Raw genomic sequence first — 19,297 nt, 5'->3', positions numbered from 1 at the left:
GAAGACATGCCAAAATCCGAACTGGAAGTTTCGAGGCGGCGTCTTCTCGCCGCCAGTACGGCCACAGCCATGATCGGCGTCGTCCCGGGCGCACCGGCGCAATCGCAAGCGGCGAGTCGGAAAGCGCCGCAAGCCGCTGTCGCCTTCGAGGTGAACGGGAAGCCGTGCAGCCTTCAACTGGACACCCGCACGACGCTTCTCGATGCCTTGCGCGAGCATCTCCGTCTGACCGGAACAAAGAAGGGCTGCGACCAGGGCCAATGCGGAGCGTGCACCGTGATCGTGAACGGAGTGCGCATCAATTCCTGTCTTACCCTTGCGGTCATGCACCAAGGCGACAGGATCACCACGATCGAAGGATTGGGTCAGCCGGAGCGCCTTCATCCCATGCAGGCGGCCTTCGTCAAACACGACGGCTACCAGTGCGGGTACTGCACGCCCGGGCAGATCTGCTCGGCGGTGGCGGTGCTCGACGAGATCAAGTCGGGAATCCCGAGCCATGTCAGCGGCGACCTGACCGCTTCACCTGAACTGACGAATACCGAGTTGCGCGAACGCATGAGCGGCAACATCTGCCGGTGCGGTGCCTACTCCAACATCGCCGAGGCAATCGCCGAGGTCGCCGGGAGCAGCACATGAAGGAATTCACCTATGAACGAGCCGCTTCGTCTCAAGAAGCGGCCGCAAAGGCCCAACAAACGAGAGGTGCGAAGTTCATCGCGGGCGGCACCAATCTTCTCGACCTGATGAAGCTCGAGATCGAGACGCCCCGTCATCTCATCGATGTCAATGGTCTCGGTCTCGACAAGATCGAGAATACCGAGGGCGGCGGAATCCGGATCGGCGCGTCGGTCAGGAACACAACGCTCGCCGCCGACATGCGCATCAGGCGCGACTATGGTGTCCTCAGCCGGGCGCTGCTCGCCGGCGCCTCGGGCCAGCTCCGCAACAAGGCGACGACCGCCGGCAATCTGCTCCAGCGCACGCGCTGCCCCTATTTCTACGACACCAATCAGCCTTGCAACAAGCGAAGCCCCGGCTCCGGTTGCGCAGCGATCGAAGGCGTCAGCCGACAACTGGCGGTCATCGGATCGAGCGAAGCATGTATCGCGACCAACCCCTCCGATATGGCCGTCGCCATGAGAGTCCTAGACGCTCAGATCGAGACGGTCGACGACAAAGGGCAGACGCGCAAGATTCCGATCGCAGAATTCCATCGCCTGCCCGGAGATACCCCTCACATCGAGACGACGCTCACCCCAGGTGAACTGATCACCGCGGTGACGTTGCCGCCACCCGTCGGCGGATCGCACATCTACAGGAAGGTGCGCGACCGCGCGTCCTACGCCTTCGCGCTGGTCTCCGTCGCTGCAATCCTGCAGCGCGACGGGACCGGGCGGGTAGCCGTCGGCGGCATCGCCCACAAGCCGTGGCGGGTCGAAGCCGCCGAAGCCGAGCTTCCTAAAGGTGCAAAGCCCTTCTCCGCAGGGTTGCTCGCCGATGCGAAACCCACCAACGCCAGCGCGTTCAAATTACCGTTGGTCGAGCGGACCGTGGCCGCCGCCATGAACGAAATGAGGCAGCGATGAAGTTCGACAGACCCGCCGAAACCAACCCCATCGACCGCTTGCGTGTCGTCGGTCGCGCCCATCCCCGCATCGATGGCCCCTTGAAGACCACCGGGAAAGCGACCTACGCATATGAGCACCACGACGTCGTGACCAATCCGGCCTACGGTGTCATCGTGGGGTCGGCGATCGCCAAGGGACGCATCAAGAGCATGAACCTGGCGGAGGCGCAGCGCGAGCCTGGCGTCATCGCCATCGTCACGGCCGAGAGCGCCGGCAAGCTCGGCAAGGGAAAATTCAACACGGCAAAGCTGCTCGGCGGTCCCGAGATCGACCACTACCATCAGGCGGTCGCGGTGGTTGTCGCGGAAACGTTCGAACAGGCGACGGCGGCAGCCGGGCTGCTACGGATCGAATACACGCCCTCTGAAGGCAGATTCGATCTCCAAGAGGCGCTGAAGGCCGCACCCCTTGCGAAGGACCCGAACAGTCCCGAGAAACAGGGGCCACCCGAAAGTCGCGTCGGCGACTTCGAGCCGGCCTTTGCTCAGGCGCCGGTGAAGCTGGACGAGTTCTACACGACCCCCGACCAGAGCCATTCGATGATGGAGCCTCACGCCTCGATCGCGGCCTGGAACGGCGACAAGCTCACGGTGTGGACGTCGAACCAGATGATCGACTGGGGCAGGACGGATCTCGCGACCACCATCGGCATCCCCAAAGAGAACGTCCGCTTCGTGTCGCCGTACATAGGAGGCGGCTTCGGCGGCAAGCTGTTCCTGCGCTCGGATGCGGTGATGGCCGCGCTGGCAGCGAAGGCCGCCGGCCGTCCGGTGAAAGTCGCATTGCAGCGGGCGCTCATTCCCAATAACACCACACACCGCCCCGCCACCCGGCAGCGTATCAGGATCGGGACGGGCCCTGATGGACGCATCGTCGCCATGGCGCACGAGAGCGGCTCCGGAGATCTTCCTGACGGTCAACCGGAGACGGCAACCAATCAGACGAGATTGCTATATGCCGGCGCCAATCGCCTGACAGCGATGCGCCTCGCCGTCTTGGATCTGCCGGAAGGGAACGCGATGCGCGCTCCTGGCGAGGCGCCAGGCATGATGGCGCTCGAGATCGCGATGGACGAATTGGCCGAGAAGCTTGGTCTGGACCCGGTCGAGCTACGCGTGCGGAACGACACCCGGGTCGACCCCGAGAAGCCGGACCGTCCGTTTTCTCAGCGCAATCTGGTGCGCTGCCTGCGCGGGGGCGCCGAGCGGTTCGGCTGGCAGCGCCGAAACGCGTCCCCGGGCGCGGTGCGGGACGGACAATGGCTGGTGGGCATGGGCACAGCAGCCGCGTTCCGCAACAATTTGCTGATTCCTTCGGGGGCGCGCGTTCGTCTGGGAACGGACGGGGTGGTTGTCGTCGAAACGGACATGACCGACATCGGCACCGGCAGCTATACGATCATCGCGCAGACGGCCGCCGAGATGATGGGGGTCGACCTCGACAAGGTCGTGGTTCGGCTTGGCGATTCCTCTTTCCCTGTTTCGTCCGGATCCGGAGGACAGTTCGGCGCGAACTGTTCGACTTCGGGCGTTTACGCGGCATGCGTAAAGCTTCGGGAAGCCGTTGCGCAGCGGCTCGGCTTCAACTCGGCGGACGCTACGTTCTCGGATGGGCATGTGCTTAGCGGCAATCGTTCTGCGAAGCTTGCGGACGCCGTCCGCCAAGGAGATCTGCTCGGCGAGGACAAGATGGAATGGGGCGGCCTCGACAAGAGCTACCAGCAGTCGACCTTCGGTGCCCACTTCGTCGAGGCTGCCGTCGATAGCTTCACTGGCGAGATCCGGATCCGCCGCATGCTCGCGGTGTGCGCAGCCGGCCGAATCCTGAATCCGCTGACCGCGCGCAGCCAGGTCGTCGGAGCCATGACCATGGGCGCGGGAGCCGCCTTGATGGAGGAACTCGCGGTCGACAAGCGGCGCGGGTTCTTCGTGAACCACGACTTGGCCGGTTATGAAGTGCCGGTTCATGCCGACATACCGCATCAGGAAGTGATTTTCCTCGACGAGGCTGACGACAAGGTCTCGCCCATGAAGGCGAAGGGCGTGGCCGAACTCGGCATATGCGGAGTTGCCGCCGCAATTGCCAACGCAGTTTACAACGCAACCGGCGTCCGTGTCCGTGAATACCCGGTGACCCTGGATAAACACCTGGATCGCTTGCCGGCGGTCTCATGATGTGTGGTTCGGTGGTTCGTGACGGTGCGAGCGGCACGCCGTGGCAAGCGCTCAAGACGTCTCGGACCTTCGAAAACCGAGTCACCGGCTCCTGTAGCGCAGCGCGTCGACAATCAGCGAGAAAGCCGGCGAAGGTTGTCGTCGGCTGGGATAGTAGAGGTGGTACCCGGGGAACGGCGGACACCAATCCGCCAACACGCGGACCAGCCGGCCTTCTGAAACGTGCGGCTGCACCTGCCCCTCGGTGAGGTAGGCGAGGCCCAGACCTTTCATCGCCCCGTCCAGAAGAAGGCCGGCACTGTTGAACACCAACTGCCCGTCGACCCGCACGTTGAGCTCGCGTTCGTTCTTCTGGAACTCCCACGCGTAGAGGCTGCCGCCATGCGTCGGCAGGCGAAGGTTGAGGCAGTTGTGCTGGGTGAGGTCCTGCGGAGTCTTCGGCCGCTTGCGGTCGGCGAAATAGGACGGGGAGCCGACCACGGCCATCCGCAGATCGGGGCTGACGCGCACGGCGATCATGTCCTTGGCGACGAGCTCCCCGGGGCGGATGCCGGCATCGACCTGCTGCGCGACGATGTTGGTGAGACCGTAATCGACGATCACCTCGACGTGAATGTCGGGATACTGGGGTAGAAGTCGGCTTAGGGCCGGAAACAGGATCGCGCTGGCGGCGTACTCTCCTGCGGTGACCCGAATGGTTCCCGCAGGTTTCTCGCGAAGCTCGCCGAGCGCCGCGAGCTCGGCATCCATCTCCGTGAACTTGGGTCCAACGTTTAGGAACAGCCGTTCCCCGGCTTGTGTTGGGGTGACGCTGCGCGTCGTCCGGTTCAACAATCGAACCCCGAGCCGCTCCTCCAGATTCCGGACGATTTGACTGAGGGCGGACTGGGTCATGCCGAGCTTCGCCGCGGCGCGGGTGAAATTCCGCTCCCTCGCGACTGCAAGGAAGGCGACGAGGTCGCTGGCATTGTCCCGGTTCATTAATTAGCGGTCCTAATGGCTCCAATCGAAATCTATCACCTAATCGGGGAGCTTCGAAAGTCCTAGGTTCTGATCAGCCATCGAGCCGCATCATTGGCTCCAGAAGAGGGCAATGACCCGGACATGTCCGTCACGACCATCCAAGAGCGTGCTTCGGCCGCCAGCATCACGGCCACTTTGCTGCCCATCATGAGCCTGGTGTTCGTCGGCTTCCTCGTTATTGGCGTGGCGATGCCCGTGCTTCCGCTTCATGTGCACGACGGGCTGGGTTTCGGCACATTTGTGGTGGGTCTGGTCGCCGGCAGCCAGTTCGCGGCTTCGTTGATCTCGCGGCCATGGGCGGGACATTTCTCCGATGCGCGCGGGGCGAAACGCGGCGTGGTCGCCGGCTTGCTGGCGGCGGCCACCGCCGGACTGCTCTATCTTCTCTCGTCCGGTTTCAGCGGATCACCGTTGATCTCGGTCGCGATCCTCCTCGCGGGCCGTGCGCTGCTCGGCGGAGCGGAGAGTTTCATCATCACGGCGGCGGTGAGCTGGGCACTGGCGCTCGCGCATTCGAGCCACACGGGAAAGGTGATCGCCTGGGTGGGATCGGCCATGTTCGCGGCCTTCGCGATCGGCGCGCCGGCTGGCTCCGCGCTATATGCGGCCTACGGATTCGCCGCGATCTCGCTGGCGACTACGTTGGCTTCGCTCGCGGCGCTGCCTCTCGTTGCTCTTCTGCCGGCCGTCGCACCGGCGAAACACGCTCGGGCCTCGTTCGTCGAAGTGGTCGGCGCCGTCTGGGTGCCGGGCTTGGGATCGGCGCTCGGCTCCGTGGGCTTCGGCGCCGTGACCACGTTCGTCGTCCTGCTTTTCGCAGCGAAGGGTTGGGCCAACGAATGGGCAGCGTACACCGCCTATGCGGTCGCTTTCATCCTGGCGAGGGTGTTCTTCAGCCATCTGGCTGACAGGATCGGCGGCGCGAAGGTCGCGCTGGTCTGCGCCGCGATCGAAGCCGTGGGCCAAGCGCTGATCTGGCTCGCGGTTCGCCCCGAGATGGCGCTCGCCGGCGCGGCGCTCACCGGCTTCGGCTTCTCGCTGGTCTATCCCGGCTTCGGTGTCGAAGCGGTCCGCCGCGTGCCGGCACAGAGCCGGGGTCTCGCCATGGGCGCCTACACGCGTTCCTCGATCTCGCCCAGGGCCTGGCCAGTCCCGCGCTCGGTCTGATCGCTGCCGGGTCGAGACTGAACGCTCTGTTTCTCGTCAGTTCGGGCACCGTGCTCTGCGCTTCGCTCGTCGCCTGGTGGCTGATCGTGAACCCATCGAGCTTGGAAGGATCCCCGCAATGAGAACGCTTGCAGCCACTTTGATCTCAATCTGCCTGTTCGCCGGCGCGGCTGCCGCGCAGGCACCCAAGGAAGGAGCAACCGCCATGCCCAAGCCCGAAGACGTCCGCGCCGTCGCGCCGGCCCTCGAAAGCTATGCGCAGAAATTCGTCGTCGACGACTTGTGGAAGCGACCGGGCCTGTCCCGCCGCGACCGCGGCATCGTCACGGTGGCCGCGCTGATCGCCCGCGACCAGACAATCGAACTGCCGCGCTACCTGGCGCTCGCGCTCGACAACGGCGTGAAGCCGGCGGAGATATCGGAGATCATCACGCACCTGGCGTTCTACACCGGCTGGGCGAGTGCGATGGATGCGATCCCGGCAGCGAGGGACGCGTTCAAGAGCCGCAACATCGGAGCCGATCAGCTCCCGCCGGCGACGGGACCGCAGTTGCCTCTCGACGAAGCGGCGGAGAAGCAGCGGGCGACGCGCGTCGGAGAGCAGTTCGGGCAGATCACGCCGAGCCTCGTCCAGTACACGACCGACGTGCTGTTTCGGGATCTCTGGCTCAGGCCGGCGCTCGCTCCCCGCGACCGCAGCATGGTCACCGTGAGCGCTCTGATCGCGACCGGTCAGGTTGCGCAAGTCACCTATCACCTGAACCGCGCGATGGACAACGGACTGACGAAGGAAGAGGCCGGCGAGATGCTCGGTCACCTCGCGTTCTACGCCGGCTGGCCCAACGCATTCTCGGCTGCGCCGGTGGTCAAGGATGTCATCGAAAAGCGCCCGCACTGAGAGGAACGTCATGCCGCACGTCATCGTTAAGCTCTATTCCGGGAAGTCGAAACAGCAGAAGGCCGCGCTGGCCGAAGCCGTAACGAAGGCCGTGGTGGAAAGTCTGGACTACGGCCGGGACTCTGTGTCGGTCGGCATCGAAGATGTCGATCCGAAGGATTGGACCAGCCGCGTCTTTGGGCCGGACATCGTCGACAAGCTCGACACCATCTTCAAGAAACCCGGCTACGACCCTCGCTGAAGGAGGAAGGTGATGATCACCCGCAGAGGTGTGCTCATCGGCGGCTGCGCCGCCGCTGTCATCTATATCCGCGGATCGTCGGCGCAGACGACCGGCCAATCGAAAGAGTTCAACATGGACATCGACATCAAAAGAAACGGCTCACGCCCTTCGCAGAAGGGTCCGGAAGACTGGTTCACCGGGACCGTTCGCATCGACCCGCTCTTCCAGCCGCAGGATCCCGCTCGGACGGGCGCGGGTCAGGTGACCTTCGAGCCCGGCGCCCGTACTGCCTGGCATACCCATCCGCTCGGGCAGACGCTGATCGTCACGGCCGGACTCGGCTGGGTCCAGCGCGAGGGTGGGCCCGTCGAGGAAATCCGGCCTGGCGACGTGGTCTGGTTTCCGCCCGGACTGAAGCACTGGCACGGCGCCTCGCCGACCACCGCGATGACGCACATCGCGGTCCACGAATCGCTGAACGGCAAGAACGTGGACTGGATGGAGAAGGTCAACGACGAGCAGTACCGAAAGTGATCGGAACGACCGCGCCTGTGACACCGACCAACGCATAGCTTTGACTTCGGGAGAGACCCCATGATTGCTCAAGAGACTTTCACGCTCGCTGACGGCGTGCCGATTCCCAAGTTGGGCTTCGGCACGTGGATGATCGACGACCGCGAGGTTGCCGGTCTCGTTCAGCAGGCTTTGGCGCTTGGCTACCGCCACGTCGACACCGCCCAAGCCTACGCCAACGAACGCGGCGTCGGGGAAGGGCTACGCGCCAGCGGCATCGCGCGCGACGAACTATTCGTCACGACGAAGCTCGCCGCGGAATGTAAGTCCTACTCCGAAGCTCGGACGCTGATCGACGACTCGCTGGCAGCCTTGGGCGTCGGGCACATAGACCTGATGCTCATCCATAGCCCGCAGCCTTGGACCGAATTCCGCAAGGGAGAGCGCTATTTTGAAGGCAACCTCGAGGCTTGGAGCGCGCTCGAGGAAGGCCACGCCGCCGGCAAGCTGCGCGCGATCGGCGTTTCAAACTTCGACCAGGTAGATCTAGACAAAATCCTCGAAAATGCGGCCGTGAAGCCCACGGTCAATCAGATCTTGGCACACGTCGGCAACACGCCGTTCGACCTGATCGACCACTGCAGCAGCCGCGACGTGCTGGTGGAAGCCTATTCTCCGGTCGCGCACGGCGCCGTCCTGACGAATCCCGGACTGGCCGAGCTCGCTGCCAAATACGGTGTCTCCGTCGCGCAGCTCTGCATTCGCTACTGCCTGGAGCTCGGGCTCCTGCCGCTGCCGAAGACCGTCCGCCCCGAGCATTTACGCAGCAACATTGCCGTCGACTTCGAAATCGCCGCCGAGGACATGGCGACGCTCAAGGGCTTCGACCACGACGACTACGGCGACGCCGCGAAGTTTCCGGTGTTCGGGAAAAGTCGGTGACCGCTTGCCATGATCGAAGGCCCGCGAATGCACGTAGGAGAGCATGATGAACCCTCGTTACGATTTCAATGGCCAGGTCGCGCTGGTCACAGGCGCTGCCAAGGGCATGGGACTGACAACCGCGTGCATGTTTGCCGAGAGCGGAGCTTCCGTCGTCCTTTGTGATTTGGACGGTGACTTGGCCGCGCAAGCGGCGGACCAAATCGTCCGCGGCGGAGGCTCGGCGATCGGATTAAGGTGCGATGTCTCAGACGAGGCCCAGGTCGCTGCAACCGTCGATCGGGCGGCTGCCGAATACGGGCGGCTCGATATGGCGTTCAACAACGCTGGGATACAGGTGCCCCCGTCCGACGCCGCGGACGAGCCGATCGAACAGTTCGATCGGGTGGTCGCCGTCAATCAGCGGGGCGTTTGGAGTTGCATGAAGCACGAGCTCCGCATCATGCGCGAACAGGGCTCCGGCGCTATCGTGAATTGCTCCTCGCTCGGGGGCCTCGTCGGCTTGCCGCAGCGGGCGGCCTATCACGGGACCAAGCATGCCGTGCTCGGCATGACCAAGAGCGCTGGCGTGGAATATGCGCCGCGTGGAATCCGGATCAATGCTGTATGTCCAGGGACGATCGACACTCCGATGGTTGCGGACATGCTGCAAGGTCAGTCCGACGCAATGGCAGAGATCATGAAGCAGCAGTCAATCGGGCGCCTCGGCCGTCCGGAGGAGGTCGCCGCAGCGGTGCTCTGGCTGTGCAGCCCGGCCGCGAGCTTCGTCATCGGCATCGGCCTGACAGTCGACGGCGGGTTCACTGCTCACTGACCGCTGAGCGGCTTTGTGTCGGTCGCTTCCTTCTACTTGATCTTTGATCATATAGGCCAACCCGAGCCCGTCCGGACGGCATTGAGGCGCAGCGCCAGGTTCGTGAACACCAGTTGACCGTCGACGCGGTGCACGGGTCCTTCTACAGGGCCGGCAAGGCGCGAAAGGAGCAGGACGGGAGTCGAACCCGCGCGCGATCGCCAGCCGCGACCGGTCCCCCGGCTCGGACCACGCCCAGCACCCCAGATTTGAATGGAGGGCCCGTTTCCGCCGACGAGAGCACCTGTCGCTTCAGACCTGCCCGGAAACGGTCGATGAGGACACAGGGCGTCCGGAGACCGGTCAGCTCGACCAGGGCCGTGGGACCCAACTCGACGAGGGTGCCGAGCGGCATCCGCTCCAAGTCCAGGCCAGCCGTTGTGATATTCTCACCCATGTCCCCCGCTGCGACCTCGAAGCCGGCTTCCGAGAGGGATGCAAAGAGCTCTGCCGGGATCAGGTGGACCTGCCGGAGATTGGGTAGGCGTGGCCGGCGGCGGGCGAGATAGCGGTGCCGGACAAACGGGCCTGCGTGTGCGTCGCCGTCGACGCCATGTCCTACCACCAGGACGATGCGGTCCTGGAGCGGCTTGCTGAAGTGGTGCCCAGGGTCGGCGGCGACCGCCGCCACCTTTCCCTCGAGCGAGAGATCGTGTGCCTGCGGCATCAGGCGGCACGGGCGAGCGAGCGCCGCTTCTGGCGGAGGTAGCGCGTGATCTCGGGAAGCTTCATCGCGTTCAGGACCCGGTCGGCAGGGACACCTCCCTTCCGGGCCATCAAGACGCCCCAATGCATGTGGTCGAGTTCGGGAATCGAGTGAGCGTCCGGATTGATGCTCAGCATGCAGCCGAGGTCGAGGGCCGCCTGGTGCCAACGCCAGTCCAGATCGAGCCGCCATGGGTGGGCGTTGATCTCGACGACGACGTCGTGCTTGGCGCAGGCCCGCAGCACCTTCTCGACGTCGATCTCGTAGCCGGGCCGCCGCTGGAGCTGCCGGCCGGTCATGTGGCCGATTATCGTGGTATGAGGATCGGAGATGGCCCGAAGCAAGCGCTGCGTCTGGACCTTGCGGTCCAGTTTGAAGCGACCGTGGATGCTCGCGACCACGAAGTCGAATCGTTCCAGCACGTCATCCGGATAGTCGAGCGAGCCGTCAGCCAGGATGTCGGACTCGATGCCTTTGAGGATCCGGAATTCCTTGCCGAAGCGCTTGTTCAGACGGTCGGCTTCCAAGTGCTGTTGCGCGATCTCCTCCACGGAGAGACCACCGGCGTAGTGCGCCGACTTGGAATGGTCGGCGACCCCGAAATATTCGAAATCGCGCTGGCGCGTGGCCTTGGCCATCGTCTCCAAGGTCTCGGTGCCGTCGGAGGCATCGGTGTGGCAGTGAAGGATACCGCGCAGGTCCTGGTCGGTGACGAGTTTCGGGAGCTTGCCTTTCAGCGCCAACCCGACCTCGCCGCGCCCTTCCCGTAGTTCCGGATCGATGAAGGGCAGGCCGAGGGCACCATAGATCTCGGCCTCGTCGCCGGCGATCAGGGTGCGGCCCTTGTGCAAGCCGTCGGCCTCCAACCGCATTCCCTTCTCAATGGCCAACGCCTGGAGCTGCTCGAAGTGCGCGGCGGAGCCGGTGGCGAACAGAAGGGCGGCACCGAAGTGCTTGCGGTCGGACAGGCGAATTTGCAGTCCTTCGGCCGGCGACGGCTTCGCCACCTTGTAGGCCTTGGGGGCTTCAGCAACGATCGAGAGATCGCCGACGAGTTCGCAGCCCCGGCGGAAGTCGCCGGCGATCGTGACGCGCTTCAGCTCGGGCCTGGACTTGCGGACCGAATCCTTGGCGTGGGCCAGCAGGGCGGCGGCGCGGTGCAGATGGAGGCGGCCTTCACCGCTCTTCGCGATGGCCAGATTCTGCAGGATCTTGGTTTGCAAGGCGGCCCCGAGGCCTTTGGCCTTCTTGATGCGGTCGTCCTTGGCGGCGGCCTCCAACTCGGCCAGCGAAGTGATACCGAGATCCTTGTAGAGCCGCAGCACCTTCTCGGGGCGGAGGCCGGGCACCGACAACATCTCGAGCACACCCTCGGGAAACTCCTTGCGCAGCTTTTCAAGGCTCGGATGAGTGCCGCTCTTGTGAAGCTTGGTGATGATGTCGGCAATCGCCTCGCCGACACCGGGGATTTCGGTAAGCCGGTCTTCGGCGATGAGCACGTGCAGAGGGACGGCGAGGGCCACCAGGCTGTCGGCGGCCCGAGAATACGCTTTTGCCCTGTAAGGATTGCCGCCACGCAACGCAGTGCGCTGAGCGTACTCTCGCAGGAGACTTGCTACGGTGCGAGCGTCGACGGAAGCCACTCAACGAGCCTCCCGTTCCGCGCCCCGCCTCGCCGCAGCAAAGCGACCTTGAGAGATCGGGCCGTCATCGGGCCGACCCTCGAGAGATGCCTCAAGCTTCTGCGCTGCCCGGAAGTCCTGAAGGTGCTGCGTGTTCGGGGCATAGGCGGCCTCCTTCTTGAGGAGATTGTAGATTCGGCCGACCACCAGCTGCAGATGCTTCATCCTGCCCCGCGGCATCGCTCGGGCTTTGCAAAGGGCCCGGAGAGCGTAAGCGCGGAAGTAATCAAAAGCGTCCGACATGGTCTCGGTAAACGCAGGCAATCGCCTATGGTTCGGTCGGCACCGCAGGATCGGAAGCCTGTTGGCCGCTGGTCACGAGTGCGGCGGGAAATGGCGAGGAGATCGGGGGAACCCCGGTCCGTGCGGCGTTGCACCGCCATCACATTTGGAGAAGGAGGAGCAGATGGCAGCCGCGAAGAAGACCGCGCGAGGACGCAAGCAGGACCGGGCGCGCGTCGCCGGCGGGCAGAAGTACGAGGTCGGCTACGAGGCGAAGAAGACCGGCCGCTCGGCCTCCGCCGTCAAGAAAGCCGTCAAGAAAGTCGGCAATTCCCGCAAGCGGCTCGAGAAGCGTCTCGGCCGCTGAGCTCCGCTCTCGTGCGCCAATCCGGAGGAGGCCTGCTCCGAGGCCGGCCGCTCAAGCCCGGCTCGAGAAGCGCGTGAAGGCGGTCAGCGTCTGCTGGCGCAGCTCGACGTCGCGGAGATAGATCTCCGCCTTGAGGAACGCGAGCTCGGCGTCCAGCGCGGTCTCGCAGACATCGATGTACCAGCCTTTCGGACGGCCGTCCGTGCCGTCGCTGCAGCGATAACCTCGCCTCTTCAACGAATCCTTAAGCTCGAAAGGCGATTGCTCCGCCCATATCCGCAGCGTCGGCTTGCGGGCGTTCTCGAGCAGCAGCGCGAGCGCCGGCGAGCCCGTAGTCGGCAGTTCGAAGGCGAGGACCTCCAGCAACGCGTGGCAGTCGTCGACCGCTCGGTGAGCCTGGTGGAAGTAGCCAGCACCGTTCAACAGATATCCGAGCTGCGAGCCCGCAAGGCCGTGTTTGCGCCAGTCGATTTCGCTCATGCTGCAGCCCCACGCCTTGTGCTCGAACACGGGCCAGTAGCGTTCGGCGAATTTTCTGTCGAAACTGCTGTTGTGGGCAATGACGATGACAGCACCGTCGACGAAGGCCGTGATGGCCATGTCATCGAACCTGTGACCGGCCACCATCTCGTCGGTGATGCCGGTGAGTGCCGTCACTTCCGCGGAGATCGGCGCGCTCGGCTCGTTGAAGGCGGAGAAGGTGTCGCGGAGGCCGATGATCCGCCCATCCGGCGTGTAGTCGAACTTGACCATCCCAAGCTCGATGATCTCGTCTTTGGCGTGCTCGAGGCCGGTTGTCTCGGTGTCGAGCAGAATGCCGGTCCGGGTCTCCTGTCCCGGGGCCGCCATGGACGTCGGCCGCGGCACGAGACGCCGCAGCACCCGGTAATCCGTCGACTGGCTCAAGGCCTCGGCCATGGCCGCCAGATCCGATGGGTTTTGAAACATCTCTTCTCGTGGTGTCCCTACCGATTGACCGGAAGCCCACGATACCGGGGACGGCGGCCGGGAGGTATCCGAAAGACAGGCAATTCACGGCCTTTTCGGGAGTGTCGTGCAATTCCAAACTGTTGCGGGTGAGTTCCTGGAGGCGCGGCGCTCCTGCGGAGGTCCGAGTTGTCTTGCCACCCGTTCTTGCTCGCCTGGCATGCCCTGATCCTCCATCGGACCGCCTCTCCAGCGATCTCGGAGCCCAGCGTGTCGAAACCTCTTGCGGCGAACTCTCCGGCGGCCGTTTGTCAGAAAAGGACGTTCGGCTGTCCTGATCCGTAGGATCTTGTCCGTTGTCCAAAGCAGGGCTTCATGACGACATACGGGCAATCCCGCCTGGGCCGAGGAGACAACCGGGAAAACCGCAGACAGGCTCCGGGAGTGGTCGGCGGTATTCGCGACGAGCTGAGCGCAAGGAGAGTGAGATGGCCTCGAGCAGCATGGTTACTCAAGTCACGGAAGCGCGGACCGGATCGACGATGATGGCGTGGCGCGTACATGAGTTCGGGCCGCCGCAGGTCATGCAGTTCGAGGCCCTCTCCCGTCCGGAGCCCGGGCCTGGCGAGGTCCTGGTCAAAGTTGCAGCTGCCGGAGTAGGCCCATGGGACGGCTGGATCAGAGCCGGAAAGAGCGCATTGCCGCAGCCGCTCCCGCTCACTCTGGGCTCGGACCTTTCAGGTGAAATCGTCGCCGTTGGGCCCGGTGTCTCGCAAGCACGTGCGGGAGAGCAGGTCTACGGTGTTACGAACCCGCGGTTTGTCGGGAGCTACGCCGAGTACGCGTTGGCTTCCGCGGAGATGGTCTCAGGCAAGCCGAACTCGCTAACTCACCCCGAAGCCGCCTCCGTTCCCGTCATTGCCGTCACCGCATGGCAGGCGCTGTTCGACCACGCGCAACTCAGAGCGGGCCAAACGGTGGTCATTCACGGGGCGGCTGGCAACGTGGGATCCTACGCGGTCCAATTGGCCCGTCACGCAGGTGTGCAGACCATCGCAACGGTGTCGACGGCCGACGCTTCCTTCGTGCGCAACCTTGGCGCAAACACGGTGATCGACTATCGGAGCCAGCGCTTCGAGGAGGAAGTGCGGGATGCGGACGCCGTCATCGATCTCGTCGGCGGCGAGACGCAAAGCCGCTCGTTCCAGGTCCTTCGTCGAGGCGGCAAGCTGATCTCGGCAGTGTCCCGCCCGGATCAGGATCTCGCAAAACAGCACGGTGTGGAAGCCACCTTCTTTTTGGTCGACGTCACGAGCCGGTGTCTGACGGAAATCGCTCGCCTCCTCGATGGTGGAGAACTGCGAACGAACGTCGGCGTGGTCTTGCCCCTCGCGGATGCGCGCGAGGCCCACTTCATGCTGGAGGGCGCGCGGCCCCGGCCAAAAGGCAAGATCGTGCTCGCGGTCGGAGCGGACTGACCGATCTCGCGCCTCTCTTGCGCTCACGCGTCCGGAGCGCCAGCCAAGCCCATCGATTTTTGCTGAAAGGACAAAAAATGACACCCCGAACTCCCGCCCCGGCCCTCGTCATTCCCGATTCCTTGCTGGCGAAAGAGGCGACAGACGTCCTGCGCGAGCATTCCACCGATCTGCTCTTCAATCACTCGATCCGCGTGTACCTGTTTGCGGCGGAGCAGGGTCGTCAGAAAAAGCTGCGCTTCGACTCCGAGCTTCTCTACGTGGCCGCCGCGTTCCACGATCTCGGCCTGATCAAGAAATTCGCGAGCACAGACGAACGCTTTGAGGTCGATGGTGCAAATGCCGCCCGGCAGTTTCTGAGCGCGCACAACATCGCCGAAGACCAGGTGCAGACGGTCTGGGAAGCGATCGCGCTGCACACCACTCCCGGCATCCCGAAGTACATGGGTCCGGAGGTCGCGCTCCTCAATTCAGGTGTTCTGCTCGATGTCGTCGGGGTAGGCTTCGACCAGTTTCCCGTGGAGCTTCGCGAGGAGATCGTCGCCAAATATCCCCGCACGAATTTCAAGGAAGGCTTCGTTCGGGAGTATTTCGCCGGTTTTGCGCACAAGCCGGCGACCACGTACGGCACCGTCAACGCCGCGGTCTGCGAACGCTTCATGCCGGGGTTCAAGAGCCCCAACGCCTGCGACTTGATCGCGGGTTCGCCCTGGTCTCACTAGAAAAGGAGGTCATGATGTCGATCAGTGCATTCACCAATCGAATGGCGGCGCTGTTACGCCGTTCAGCAATCACGCCCAGACAGGGAATAGAATTGCCACGCACGATGTTCTTGGCGATCGTAGCAGCGGCCATTGCGGGAGCTTCGCCCGCCATCGCTCAGGATCGGGAGCAAGTCAAGCTTGTCTTCGAGCACGCGCTGCCGAACGTCGAAGGAAAGAGAATGGCTGCCGTCCTGGTGAGTTATCCGCCCGGGAGCAAATCGCTGCCTCACCGCCACGCAGCGTCGGCCTTCATCTACGCCTATGTGCTGTCCGGGGCCATCCGAAGCCAGGTCGGCGATGACCCTGCGCAGGTCTTTCGCACAGGCGAGGGCTTTTACGAAACGCCAGGCTCACATCACAGGGTGAGCGAGAACGCGAGCGACACGGAGTCCGCCAGCTTGCTCGCGGTCTTCGTGGTCGATTCCAAAGACGGGGCATTGACGATCCCCGACAAGGACGCAGCACCGAGATGATGGCGCGACAGGATCGCCTGTCCAGTCACCGCCCGGCCTTTGCACGGTGTGAACGACATGCATAATAAGGCGCCTGATTGGAGAGGCAGTAAAGGTGCCGGTACAAGCTGTCGCGATCGTCATCTACGAGGGGGTCCAGGCCTTGGACGTGGCCGGGCCGATGGACGTGTTCAGCGAGGCGAACACTTTTCTCGACAGTGCCGACCGCTATGAATCCGTACTCGTTGCTGCTCACCACAATCCGCTGCGCGCCTCGAACGGCATACGGCTTATTGCCGATCTAACGCTTGAGGAGGCGACGGGTGGGTTCGACATCGTTCTGGTGGCCGGCACGCCCACCCCACCTGAAACGGAGCCCGACCCACACTTGCTTCAATGGGTCAAGGAGCTGCCGTGGCGGTCGAGCCTCTATGGTTCGATCTGCACCGGGGCCTTTGTCCTTGGCTATGCCGGTCTGCTCGACGATCGGCGTGTCACGACCCATTGGCAGGATGCGCAGGCGCTGGCGGCCAGGTTCCCAAAGGCAAAAGTCCAACCGGATTTGATCTATGTCCGCGATGGGCGGCTGATCACCGCCGCGGGTGTAACGGCGGGAATAGATCTCGGTTTGGCGCTGGTCGGGCAGCGCCACGGTGCGGAAACGGCGCTCAAAGTGGCCAAGCGGCTGGTCGTAGTCGCCCAGCGCCAAGGCGGACAGTCTCAGTTCAGCCCCTATCTCACCGCGCCAGCCGATCCGGAATCGCCGATCGCCCGTATCCAGGACCATGTGATGGCGAACGTCGGGGATCGCCACTCGCTGGAGTCCCTTGCCGCCGTCGTCGGGATGAGCGCCCGAAATCTGGCCCGGCATTTCGTGCAGGCGACCGGGATCACACCGCACGAATTCATCGAGCGCGCCCGCATCGATGCGGCGCGCATGATGCTGGAGGGAAGCGACCGGCCGCTGAAGGCGGTTGCATTCGACTGCGGCTTCGGCTCGGCGGATCGGATGAGGATCGTGTTCACCGCCCGTCTTGGCGTCAGCCCCATCCAATATCGGGCGAGCTTCCGGCGGGCGATATCGGAATAGACCGCGCGGCTCCCCGGCAAGGCAACGCTCGCGATCCTGCTTTCCCTGCGAAGCGTCATGTCAGGAAAAGACGTGCGGCTGTCCTGATCCGCGGGATGCTCTTCCTTGTGCGGAGCGGTGCCCGGTTGGCAAATAGGCACAAGCAACCAGCCTGCTACGCAAAAAAGGAGAGCGCTCCATGTCCGAGATCATCGCCGGCATCCGCCTGCCCGACAGTGCCATCGCCCGCGCCGCCACGCAGCTCGTGCGCGATACGGAAGACGACCTACTCTACAACCACAGTCGCCGCGTCTTCCTTTGGGGTGCGCTCACCGCCGAGCGCCACGGCCTTAAGTACGAGCCGGAGCTACTTTACCTCGGCGCGATGTTCCACGACATGGGCCTCACGGAGAAGTATTCCAGTCCCGACCTGCGCTTCGAGGTCGACGGCGCCAATGCCGCGCGCGATTTCATGAAAAGCTACGGCCTGCCCGAGCGTGAGATCGAGGACGTCTGGACCGCGATCGCGCTCCACACCACGCCAGGTATTCCCGAACATATGCGACCCACCATCTCGCTGGTGACCGCGGGTGTCGAGATGGACGTGCTCGGGATCGCCTATCACGACTTCACGCATGAACAGCGCGACCATGTCTGCGTCCATCATCCGCGCGAGACGAACTTCAAGGAGAACATCATAGATCACTTCGCCAAAGGCATCATCAAAAAGCCGCTGACCACGTTCGGGAACGTGAAGGCTGATGTGCTTGCGCTGAAGGACATGAGCTATGTCCGCCAGAACTTCTGTTCGATCATCCTCGGTTCGGCCTGGCCGAACTGACCTTCGTTGCTGGACCGGAGTAAATCCAGATGAGCGTCATCCGAGCCACGATGTGCGGACCTGAAGAAGCCGTGATCGGACCGAGCGAGGAGTGCGGCGCTGCGCAGAGCCCGATCGACGAGATCATGACCCGCCGGATCGCGTGCCGTGACTTTTGCGATGCTCCGGTCCCGCGACGGACGATCGAGCAGATCCTCCACGTCGCGCGCTTCGCGCCAAGCGGTGCTAACATTCAGCCCTGGCATGTCTACGTGCTGAGTGGCGCCGCCAAGGCCAACATCTCGGCGGCGCTGCTGAACGCGCATGAAACATGCCGGGACGAGCACGTCTCGGAATACAAATATTACGCCAGCGAGTTACCTGATCCCTACGTGAAGCGACGACAGGAATTCGGGCGGCTGTTCTACGGGTCGCTGGGAATCCGCCAGGCCGATGCCGAGGCAAGAAGCAGGCAGACCGCGAAGAATTACACGTTCTTCGGAGCGCCCGTGGGACTGATCGTGACGATCGATCGCCGGCTGGAAGCCGGAAGCTGGCTCGATCTCGGCATGTTCGTCCAGAACGTGATGCTCGCCGCGGCGGGACGCGGACTTCAGTCGTGTCCGCAGGAGACGTTCTCGAAATATCACCGGATCTTGCGCCCCCTGCTCTCGATTCCGGAGGAGCAGATAGTGGTGTGCGGCATCTCGGTCGGGAAGCCCGCAGTCGAGGGGCAGCGATTGATGCCGCGGGCGCATGTAGATGAGTTCGCGACGTTCTTGGGATTGGACGCGTAAGAGACAATCAACAGAGGAGATCGCCATGGCTTGTCGAGAAGAACTGATCCGGCGCAGCATTTCTTTTCTGCGCGAAGTGAAGGACATGACGCCCGGAGCCGATATGGAGCGCTGGCTCAACGAGACGTACGGCGAAAGCAGCGCGCTCTATCGGGATCTGTCTCGTCTGATCAAGATCGGGGTCGAGGAGGGCTGGGCGGCGAACCAGGAGGTGGACGGCCCGAACTACCGCCGCAGCCGCATCGTCGAGCCGACTGCCGAAACCTTCCAGTTCAGCCTCACGGCGGTCTACATGAACAGCGCTGCTCCACGCCGGTTCAAGGACGAGGACGACCACGACGTGCTGCGCGGGCAGTATCACGGTCATCCCTATGGCGAGATCAACCTCGTGGTGCCCTTGGACGCGGGCGCGGAGTTGAAGGGGTTGCAGGGCTGGCAGGGACCCGGCTGGACGGCGCCCGAATCGGGCAGCAGGCACTTTCCGGAGGTCAGGGGCGGTGCGGTGATCGCGCTGTTCTATCTCCCGGCTGGACGCATCTCGTACGATTTCAAGGCTCCCGCCGGCTAGGTGCAAACAGCGCAAACGAAA

General features: G+C 63.8%; 21 protein-coding genes. 17 read left to right on the top strand and 4 right to left on the bottom strand.

Features of this window, described 5'->3' with window-relative positions:
* Nucleotides 1-69 precede the first annotated feature (69 nt).
* Genes paoA through paoC form a run of 3 tightly spaced genes read left to right on the top strand, consistent with a single transcriptional unit; the run spans nucleotide 70 to nucleotide 3,805 of the window.
* Nucleotides 70-639, top strand: coding sequence for an aldehyde dehydrogenase iron-sulfur subunit PaoA (paoA, locus tag IVA93_RS34675; protein ID WP_018460179.1), 570 nt, complete (start codon nucleotides 70-72; stop codon nucleotides 637-639).
* Nucleotides 636-1,589 (top strand): FAD binding domain-containing protein, encoded by a 954-nt coding sequence (locus IVA93_RS34670; protein ID WP_018460178.1) that lies wholly within the window; start codon nucleotides 636-638, stop codon nucleotides 1,587-1,589. Before paoA ends, IVA93_RS34670 begins: the two co-directional genes overlap by 4 nt.
* Nucleotides 1,586-3,805 carry an aldehyde oxidoreductase molybdenum-binding subunit PaoC gene (paoC, locus tag IVA93_RS34665; protein WP_247789526.1) on the top strand — a complete coding sequence of 740 codons (2,220 nt, stop codon included), beginning with the start codon at nucleotides 1,586-1,588 and terminating at the stop codon, nucleotides 3,803-3,805. The genes IVA93_RS34670 and paoC overlap by 4 nt, the downstream gene beginning before the upstream one ends.
* Before the next feature lie 81 nt (nucleotides 3,806-3,886).
* Here paoC and IVA93_RS34660 read toward each other — a convergent pair whose 3' ends face one another.
* On the bottom strand, nucleotides 3,887-4,786 hold the full coding sequence (locus tag IVA93_RS34660; RefSeq protein ID WP_247412376.1) for a LysR family transcriptional regulator: 900 nt from the start codon (nucleotides 4,784-4,786) through the stop codon (nucleotides 3,887-3,889).
* A 123-nt stretch (nucleotides 4,787-4,909) separates the two neighbouring features.
* Between IVA93_RS34660 and IVA93_RS34655 the strand changes: the two genes are divergently transcribed.
* The 6 genes from IVA93_RS34655 to IVA93_RS34630 all read left to right on the top strand — a co-directional run bounded on the left by IVA93_RS34655 (nucleotide 4,910) and on the right by IVA93_RS34630 (nucleotide 9,385).
* On the top strand, nucleotides 4,910-5,995 hold the full coding sequence (locus IVA93_RS34655) for an arabinose transporter (RefSeq protein WP_247789524.1): 1,086 nt from the start codon (nucleotides 4,910-4,912) through the stop codon (nucleotides 5,993-5,995).
* 118 nt (nucleotides 5,996-6,113) lie between these two features.
* The gene (locus IVA93_RS34650) at nucleotides 6,114-6,893 is read left to right on the top strand and encodes a carboxymuconolactone decarboxylase family protein (protein WP_026233963.1); all 780 of its coding nucleotides are present in this window, start codon (nucleotides 6,114-6,116) and stop codon (nucleotides 6,891-6,893) included.
* Between the two features lie 10 nt (nucleotides 6,894-6,903).
* Nucleotides 6,904-7,134: a tautomerase family protein gene (locus tag IVA93_RS34645; protein WP_018460174.1), complete on the top strand. Its 231-nt coding sequence runs from the start codon at nucleotides 6,904-6,906 to the stop codon at nucleotides 7,132-7,134.
* 120 nt (nucleotides 7,135-7,254) lie between these two features.
* Nucleotides 7,255-7,650 carry a (R)-mandelonitrile lyase gene (locus IVA93_RS34640; RefSeq protein ID WP_039801228.1) on the top strand — a complete coding sequence of 132 codons (396 nt, stop codon included), beginning with the start codon at nucleotides 7,255-7,257 and terminating at the stop codon, nucleotides 7,648-7,650.
* Between the two features lie 60 nt (nucleotides 7,651-7,710).
* Nucleotides 7,711-8,571 (top strand): aldo/keto reductase, encoded by an 861-nt coding sequence (locus IVA93_RS34635; RefSeq protein WP_247542498.1) that lies wholly within the window; start codon nucleotides 7,711-7,713, stop codon nucleotides 8,569-8,571.
* A 46-nt stretch (nucleotides 8,572-8,617) separates the two neighbouring features.
* Nucleotides 8,618-9,385, top strand: coding sequence for an SDR family oxidoreductase (locus IVA93_RS34630; protein WP_026233962.1), 768 nt, complete (start codon nucleotides 8,618-8,620; stop codon nucleotides 9,383-9,385).
* Nucleotides 9,386-9,527: 142 nt separating this feature from the next.
* Here the strand turns inward: IVA93_RS34630 and IVA93_RS34625 are convergent, their stop codons facing one another.
* Entirely contained in the window at nucleotides 9,528-10,091 is a 564-nt protein-coding gene (locus IVA93_RS34625; protein ID WP_018460170.1) for an MOSC domain-containing protein, read from the bottom strand.
* The gene (locus IVA93_RS34620) at nucleotides 10,091-11,773 is read right to left on the bottom strand and encodes a DNA polymerase/3'-5' exonuclease PolX (RefSeq protein ID WP_026233961.1); all 1,683 of its coding nucleotides are present in this window, start codon (nucleotides 11,771-11,773) and stop codon (nucleotides 10,091-10,093) included. The genes IVA93_RS34625 and IVA93_RS34620 overlap by 1 nt, the downstream gene beginning before the upstream one ends.
* Nucleotides 11,774-12,218: 445 nt before the next feature.
* Here IVA93_RS34620 and IVA93_RS34615 point away from each other — a divergent pair, with 445 nt between their 5' ends.
* The gene (locus tag IVA93_RS34615; protein WP_026233960.1) at nucleotides 12,219-12,401 is read left to right on the top strand and encodes a DUF3606 domain-containing protein; all 183 of its coding nucleotides are present in this window, start codon (nucleotides 12,219-12,221) and stop codon (nucleotides 12,399-12,401) included.
* Between the two features lie 51 nt (nucleotides 12,402-12,452).
* On the opposite strand, the gene IVA93_RS34610 is transcribed toward IVA93_RS34615, so the two are convergent.
* Nucleotides 12,453-13,349 carry a 3'-5' exonuclease gene (locus tag IVA93_RS34610; protein WP_018460166.1) on the bottom strand — a complete coding sequence of 299 codons (897 nt, stop codon included), beginning with the start codon at nucleotides 13,347-13,349 and terminating at the stop codon, nucleotides 12,453-12,455.
* A gap of 467 nt (nucleotides 13,350-13,816) precedes the next feature.
* Between IVA93_RS34610 and IVA93_RS34605 the strand changes: the two genes are divergently transcribed.
* From IVA93_RS34605 to IVA93_RS34575, 7 genes are all read left to right on the top strand, one after another.
* A complete protein-coding gene (locus IVA93_RS34605; RefSeq protein WP_018460165.1) occupies nucleotides 13,817-14,806 on the top strand; it encodes an NADP-dependent oxidoreductase in 990 nt (329 codons plus the stop codon).
* A 77-nt stretch (nucleotides 14,807-14,883) separates the two neighbouring features.
* Nucleotides 14,884-15,528 (top strand): HD domain-containing protein, encoded by a 645-nt coding sequence (locus IVA93_RS34600; RefSeq protein ID WP_026233958.1) that lies wholly within the window; start codon nucleotides 14,884-14,886, stop codon nucleotides 15,526-15,528.
* Nucleotides 15,529-15,632: 104 nt separating this feature from the next.
* On the top strand, nucleotides 15,633-16,043 hold the full coding sequence (locus tag IVA93_RS34595) for a cupin domain-containing protein (protein ID WP_018460163.1): 411 nt from the start codon (nucleotides 15,633-15,635) through the stop codon (nucleotides 16,041-16,043).
* Nucleotides 16,044-16,137: 94 nt separating this feature from the next.
* Nucleotides 16,138-17,112: a GlxA family transcriptional regulator gene (locus IVA93_RS34590; RefSeq protein WP_247542497.1), complete on the top strand. Its 975-nt coding sequence runs from the start codon at nucleotides 16,138-16,140 to the stop codon at nucleotides 17,110-17,112.
* A gap of 178 nt (nucleotides 17,113-17,290) precedes the next feature.
* Nucleotides 17,291-17,932: an HD domain-containing protein gene (locus tag IVA93_RS34585; RefSeq protein ID WP_018460161.1), complete on the top strand. Its 642-nt coding sequence runs from the start codon at nucleotides 17,291-17,293 to the stop codon at nucleotides 17,930-17,932.
* A gap of 29 nt (nucleotides 17,933-17,961) precedes the next feature.
* Nucleotides 17,962-18,708: a nitroreductase gene (locus tag IVA93_RS34580; RefSeq protein WP_247789522.1), complete on the top strand. Its 747-nt coding sequence runs from the start codon at nucleotides 17,962-17,964 to the stop codon at nucleotides 18,706-18,708.
* Between the two features lie 25 nt (nucleotides 18,709-18,733).
* Nucleotides 18,734-19,276: a 4-hydroxylaminobenzoate lyase gene (locus IVA93_RS34575; protein ID WP_247789520.1), complete on the top strand. Its 543-nt coding sequence runs from the start codon at nucleotides 18,734-18,736 to the stop codon at nucleotides 19,274-19,276.
* Nucleotides 19,277-19,297 lie beyond the last annotated feature (21 nt).

This window comes from Bradyrhizobium sp. 155 (assembly GCF_023101105.1).
GTDB lineage: Bacteria > Pseudomonadota > Alphaproteobacteria > Rhizobiales > Xanthobacteraceae > Bradyrhizobium > Bradyrhizobium canariense_D.
The sequence above is the reverse complement of the archived record's forward strand: the minus strand, read 5'-3'. Positions and strand labels throughout refer to the sequence as shown.

What these genes read in the sequence shown, in the direction of transcription:
- paoA (WP_018460179.1), top strand. Translation starts at nt 70, where the DNA reads ATGATCGGCGTCGTCCCGGGCGCACCGGCGCAATCGCAAGCGGCGAGT.
- IVA93_RS34670 (WP_018460178.1), top strand. Translation starts at nt 636, where the DNA reads ATGAAGGAATTCACCTATGAACGAGCCGCTTCGTCTCAAGAAGCGGCC.
- paoC (WP_247789526.1), top strand. Translation starts at nt 1,586, where the DNA reads ATGAAGTTCGACAGACCCGCCGAAACCAACCCCATCGACCGCTTGCGT.
- IVA93_RS34660 (WP_247412376.1), bottom strand. Translation starts at nt 4,786, where the DNA reads ATGAACCGGGACAATGCCAGCGACCTCGTCGCCTTCCTTGCAGTCGCG.
- IVA93_RS34655 (WP_247789524.1), top strand. Translation starts at nt 4,910, where the DNA reads ATGTCCGTCACGACCATCCAAGAGCGTGCTTCGGCCGCCAGCATCACG.
- IVA93_RS34650 (WP_026233963.1), top strand. Translation starts at nt 6,114, where the DNA reads ATGAGAACGCTTGCAGCCACTTTGATCTCAATCTGCCTGTTCGCCGGC.
- IVA93_RS34645 (WP_018460174.1), top strand. Translation starts at nt 6,904, where the DNA reads ATGCCGCACGTCATCGTTAAGCTCTATTCCGGGAAGTCGAAACAGCAG.
- IVA93_RS34635 (WP_247542498.1), top strand. Translation starts at nt 7,711, where the DNA reads ATGATTGCTCAAGAGACTTTCACGCTCGCTGACGGCGTGCCGATTCCC.
- IVA93_RS34630 (WP_026233962.1), top strand. Translation starts at nt 8,618, where the DNA reads ATGAACCCTCGTTACGATTTCAATGGCCAGGTCGCGCTGGTCACAGGC.
- IVA93_RS34625 (WP_018460170.1), bottom strand. Translation starts at nt 10,091, where the DNA reads ATGCCGCAGGCACACGATCTCTCGCTCGAGGGAAAGGTGGCGGCGGTC.
- IVA93_RS34615 (WP_026233960.1), top strand. Translation starts at nt 12,219, where the DNA reads ATGGCAGCCGCGAAGAAGACCGCGCGAGGACGCAAGCAGGACCGGGCG.
- IVA93_RS34610 (WP_018460166.1), bottom strand. Translation starts at nt 13,349, where the DNA reads ATGTTTCAAAACCCATCGGATCTGGCGGCCATGGCCGAGGCCTTGAGC.
- IVA93_RS34605 (WP_018460165.1), top strand. Translation starts at nt 13,817, where the DNA reads ATGGCCTCGAGCAGCATGGTTACTCAAGTCACGGAAGCGCGGACCGGA.
- IVA93_RS34600 (WP_026233958.1), top strand. Translation starts at nt 14,884, where the DNA reads ATGACACCCCGAACTCCCGCCCCGGCCCTCGTCATTCCCGATTCCTTG.
- IVA93_RS34595 (WP_018460163.1), top strand. Translation starts at nt 15,633, where the DNA reads ATGTTCTTGGCGATCGTAGCAGCGGCCATTGCGGGAGCTTCGCCCGCC.
- IVA93_RS34585 (WP_018460161.1), top strand. Translation starts at nt 17,291, where the DNA reads ATGTCCGAGATCATCGCCGGCATCCGCCTGCCCGACAGTGCCATCGCC.
- IVA93_RS34580 (WP_247789522.1), top strand. Translation starts at nt 17,962, where the DNA reads ATGAGCGTCATCCGAGCCACGATGTGCGGACCTGAAGAAGCCGTGATC.
- IVA93_RS34575 (WP_247789520.1), top strand. Translation starts at nt 18,734, where the DNA reads ATGGCTTGTCGAGAAGAACTGATCCGGCGCAGCATTTCTTTTCTGCGC.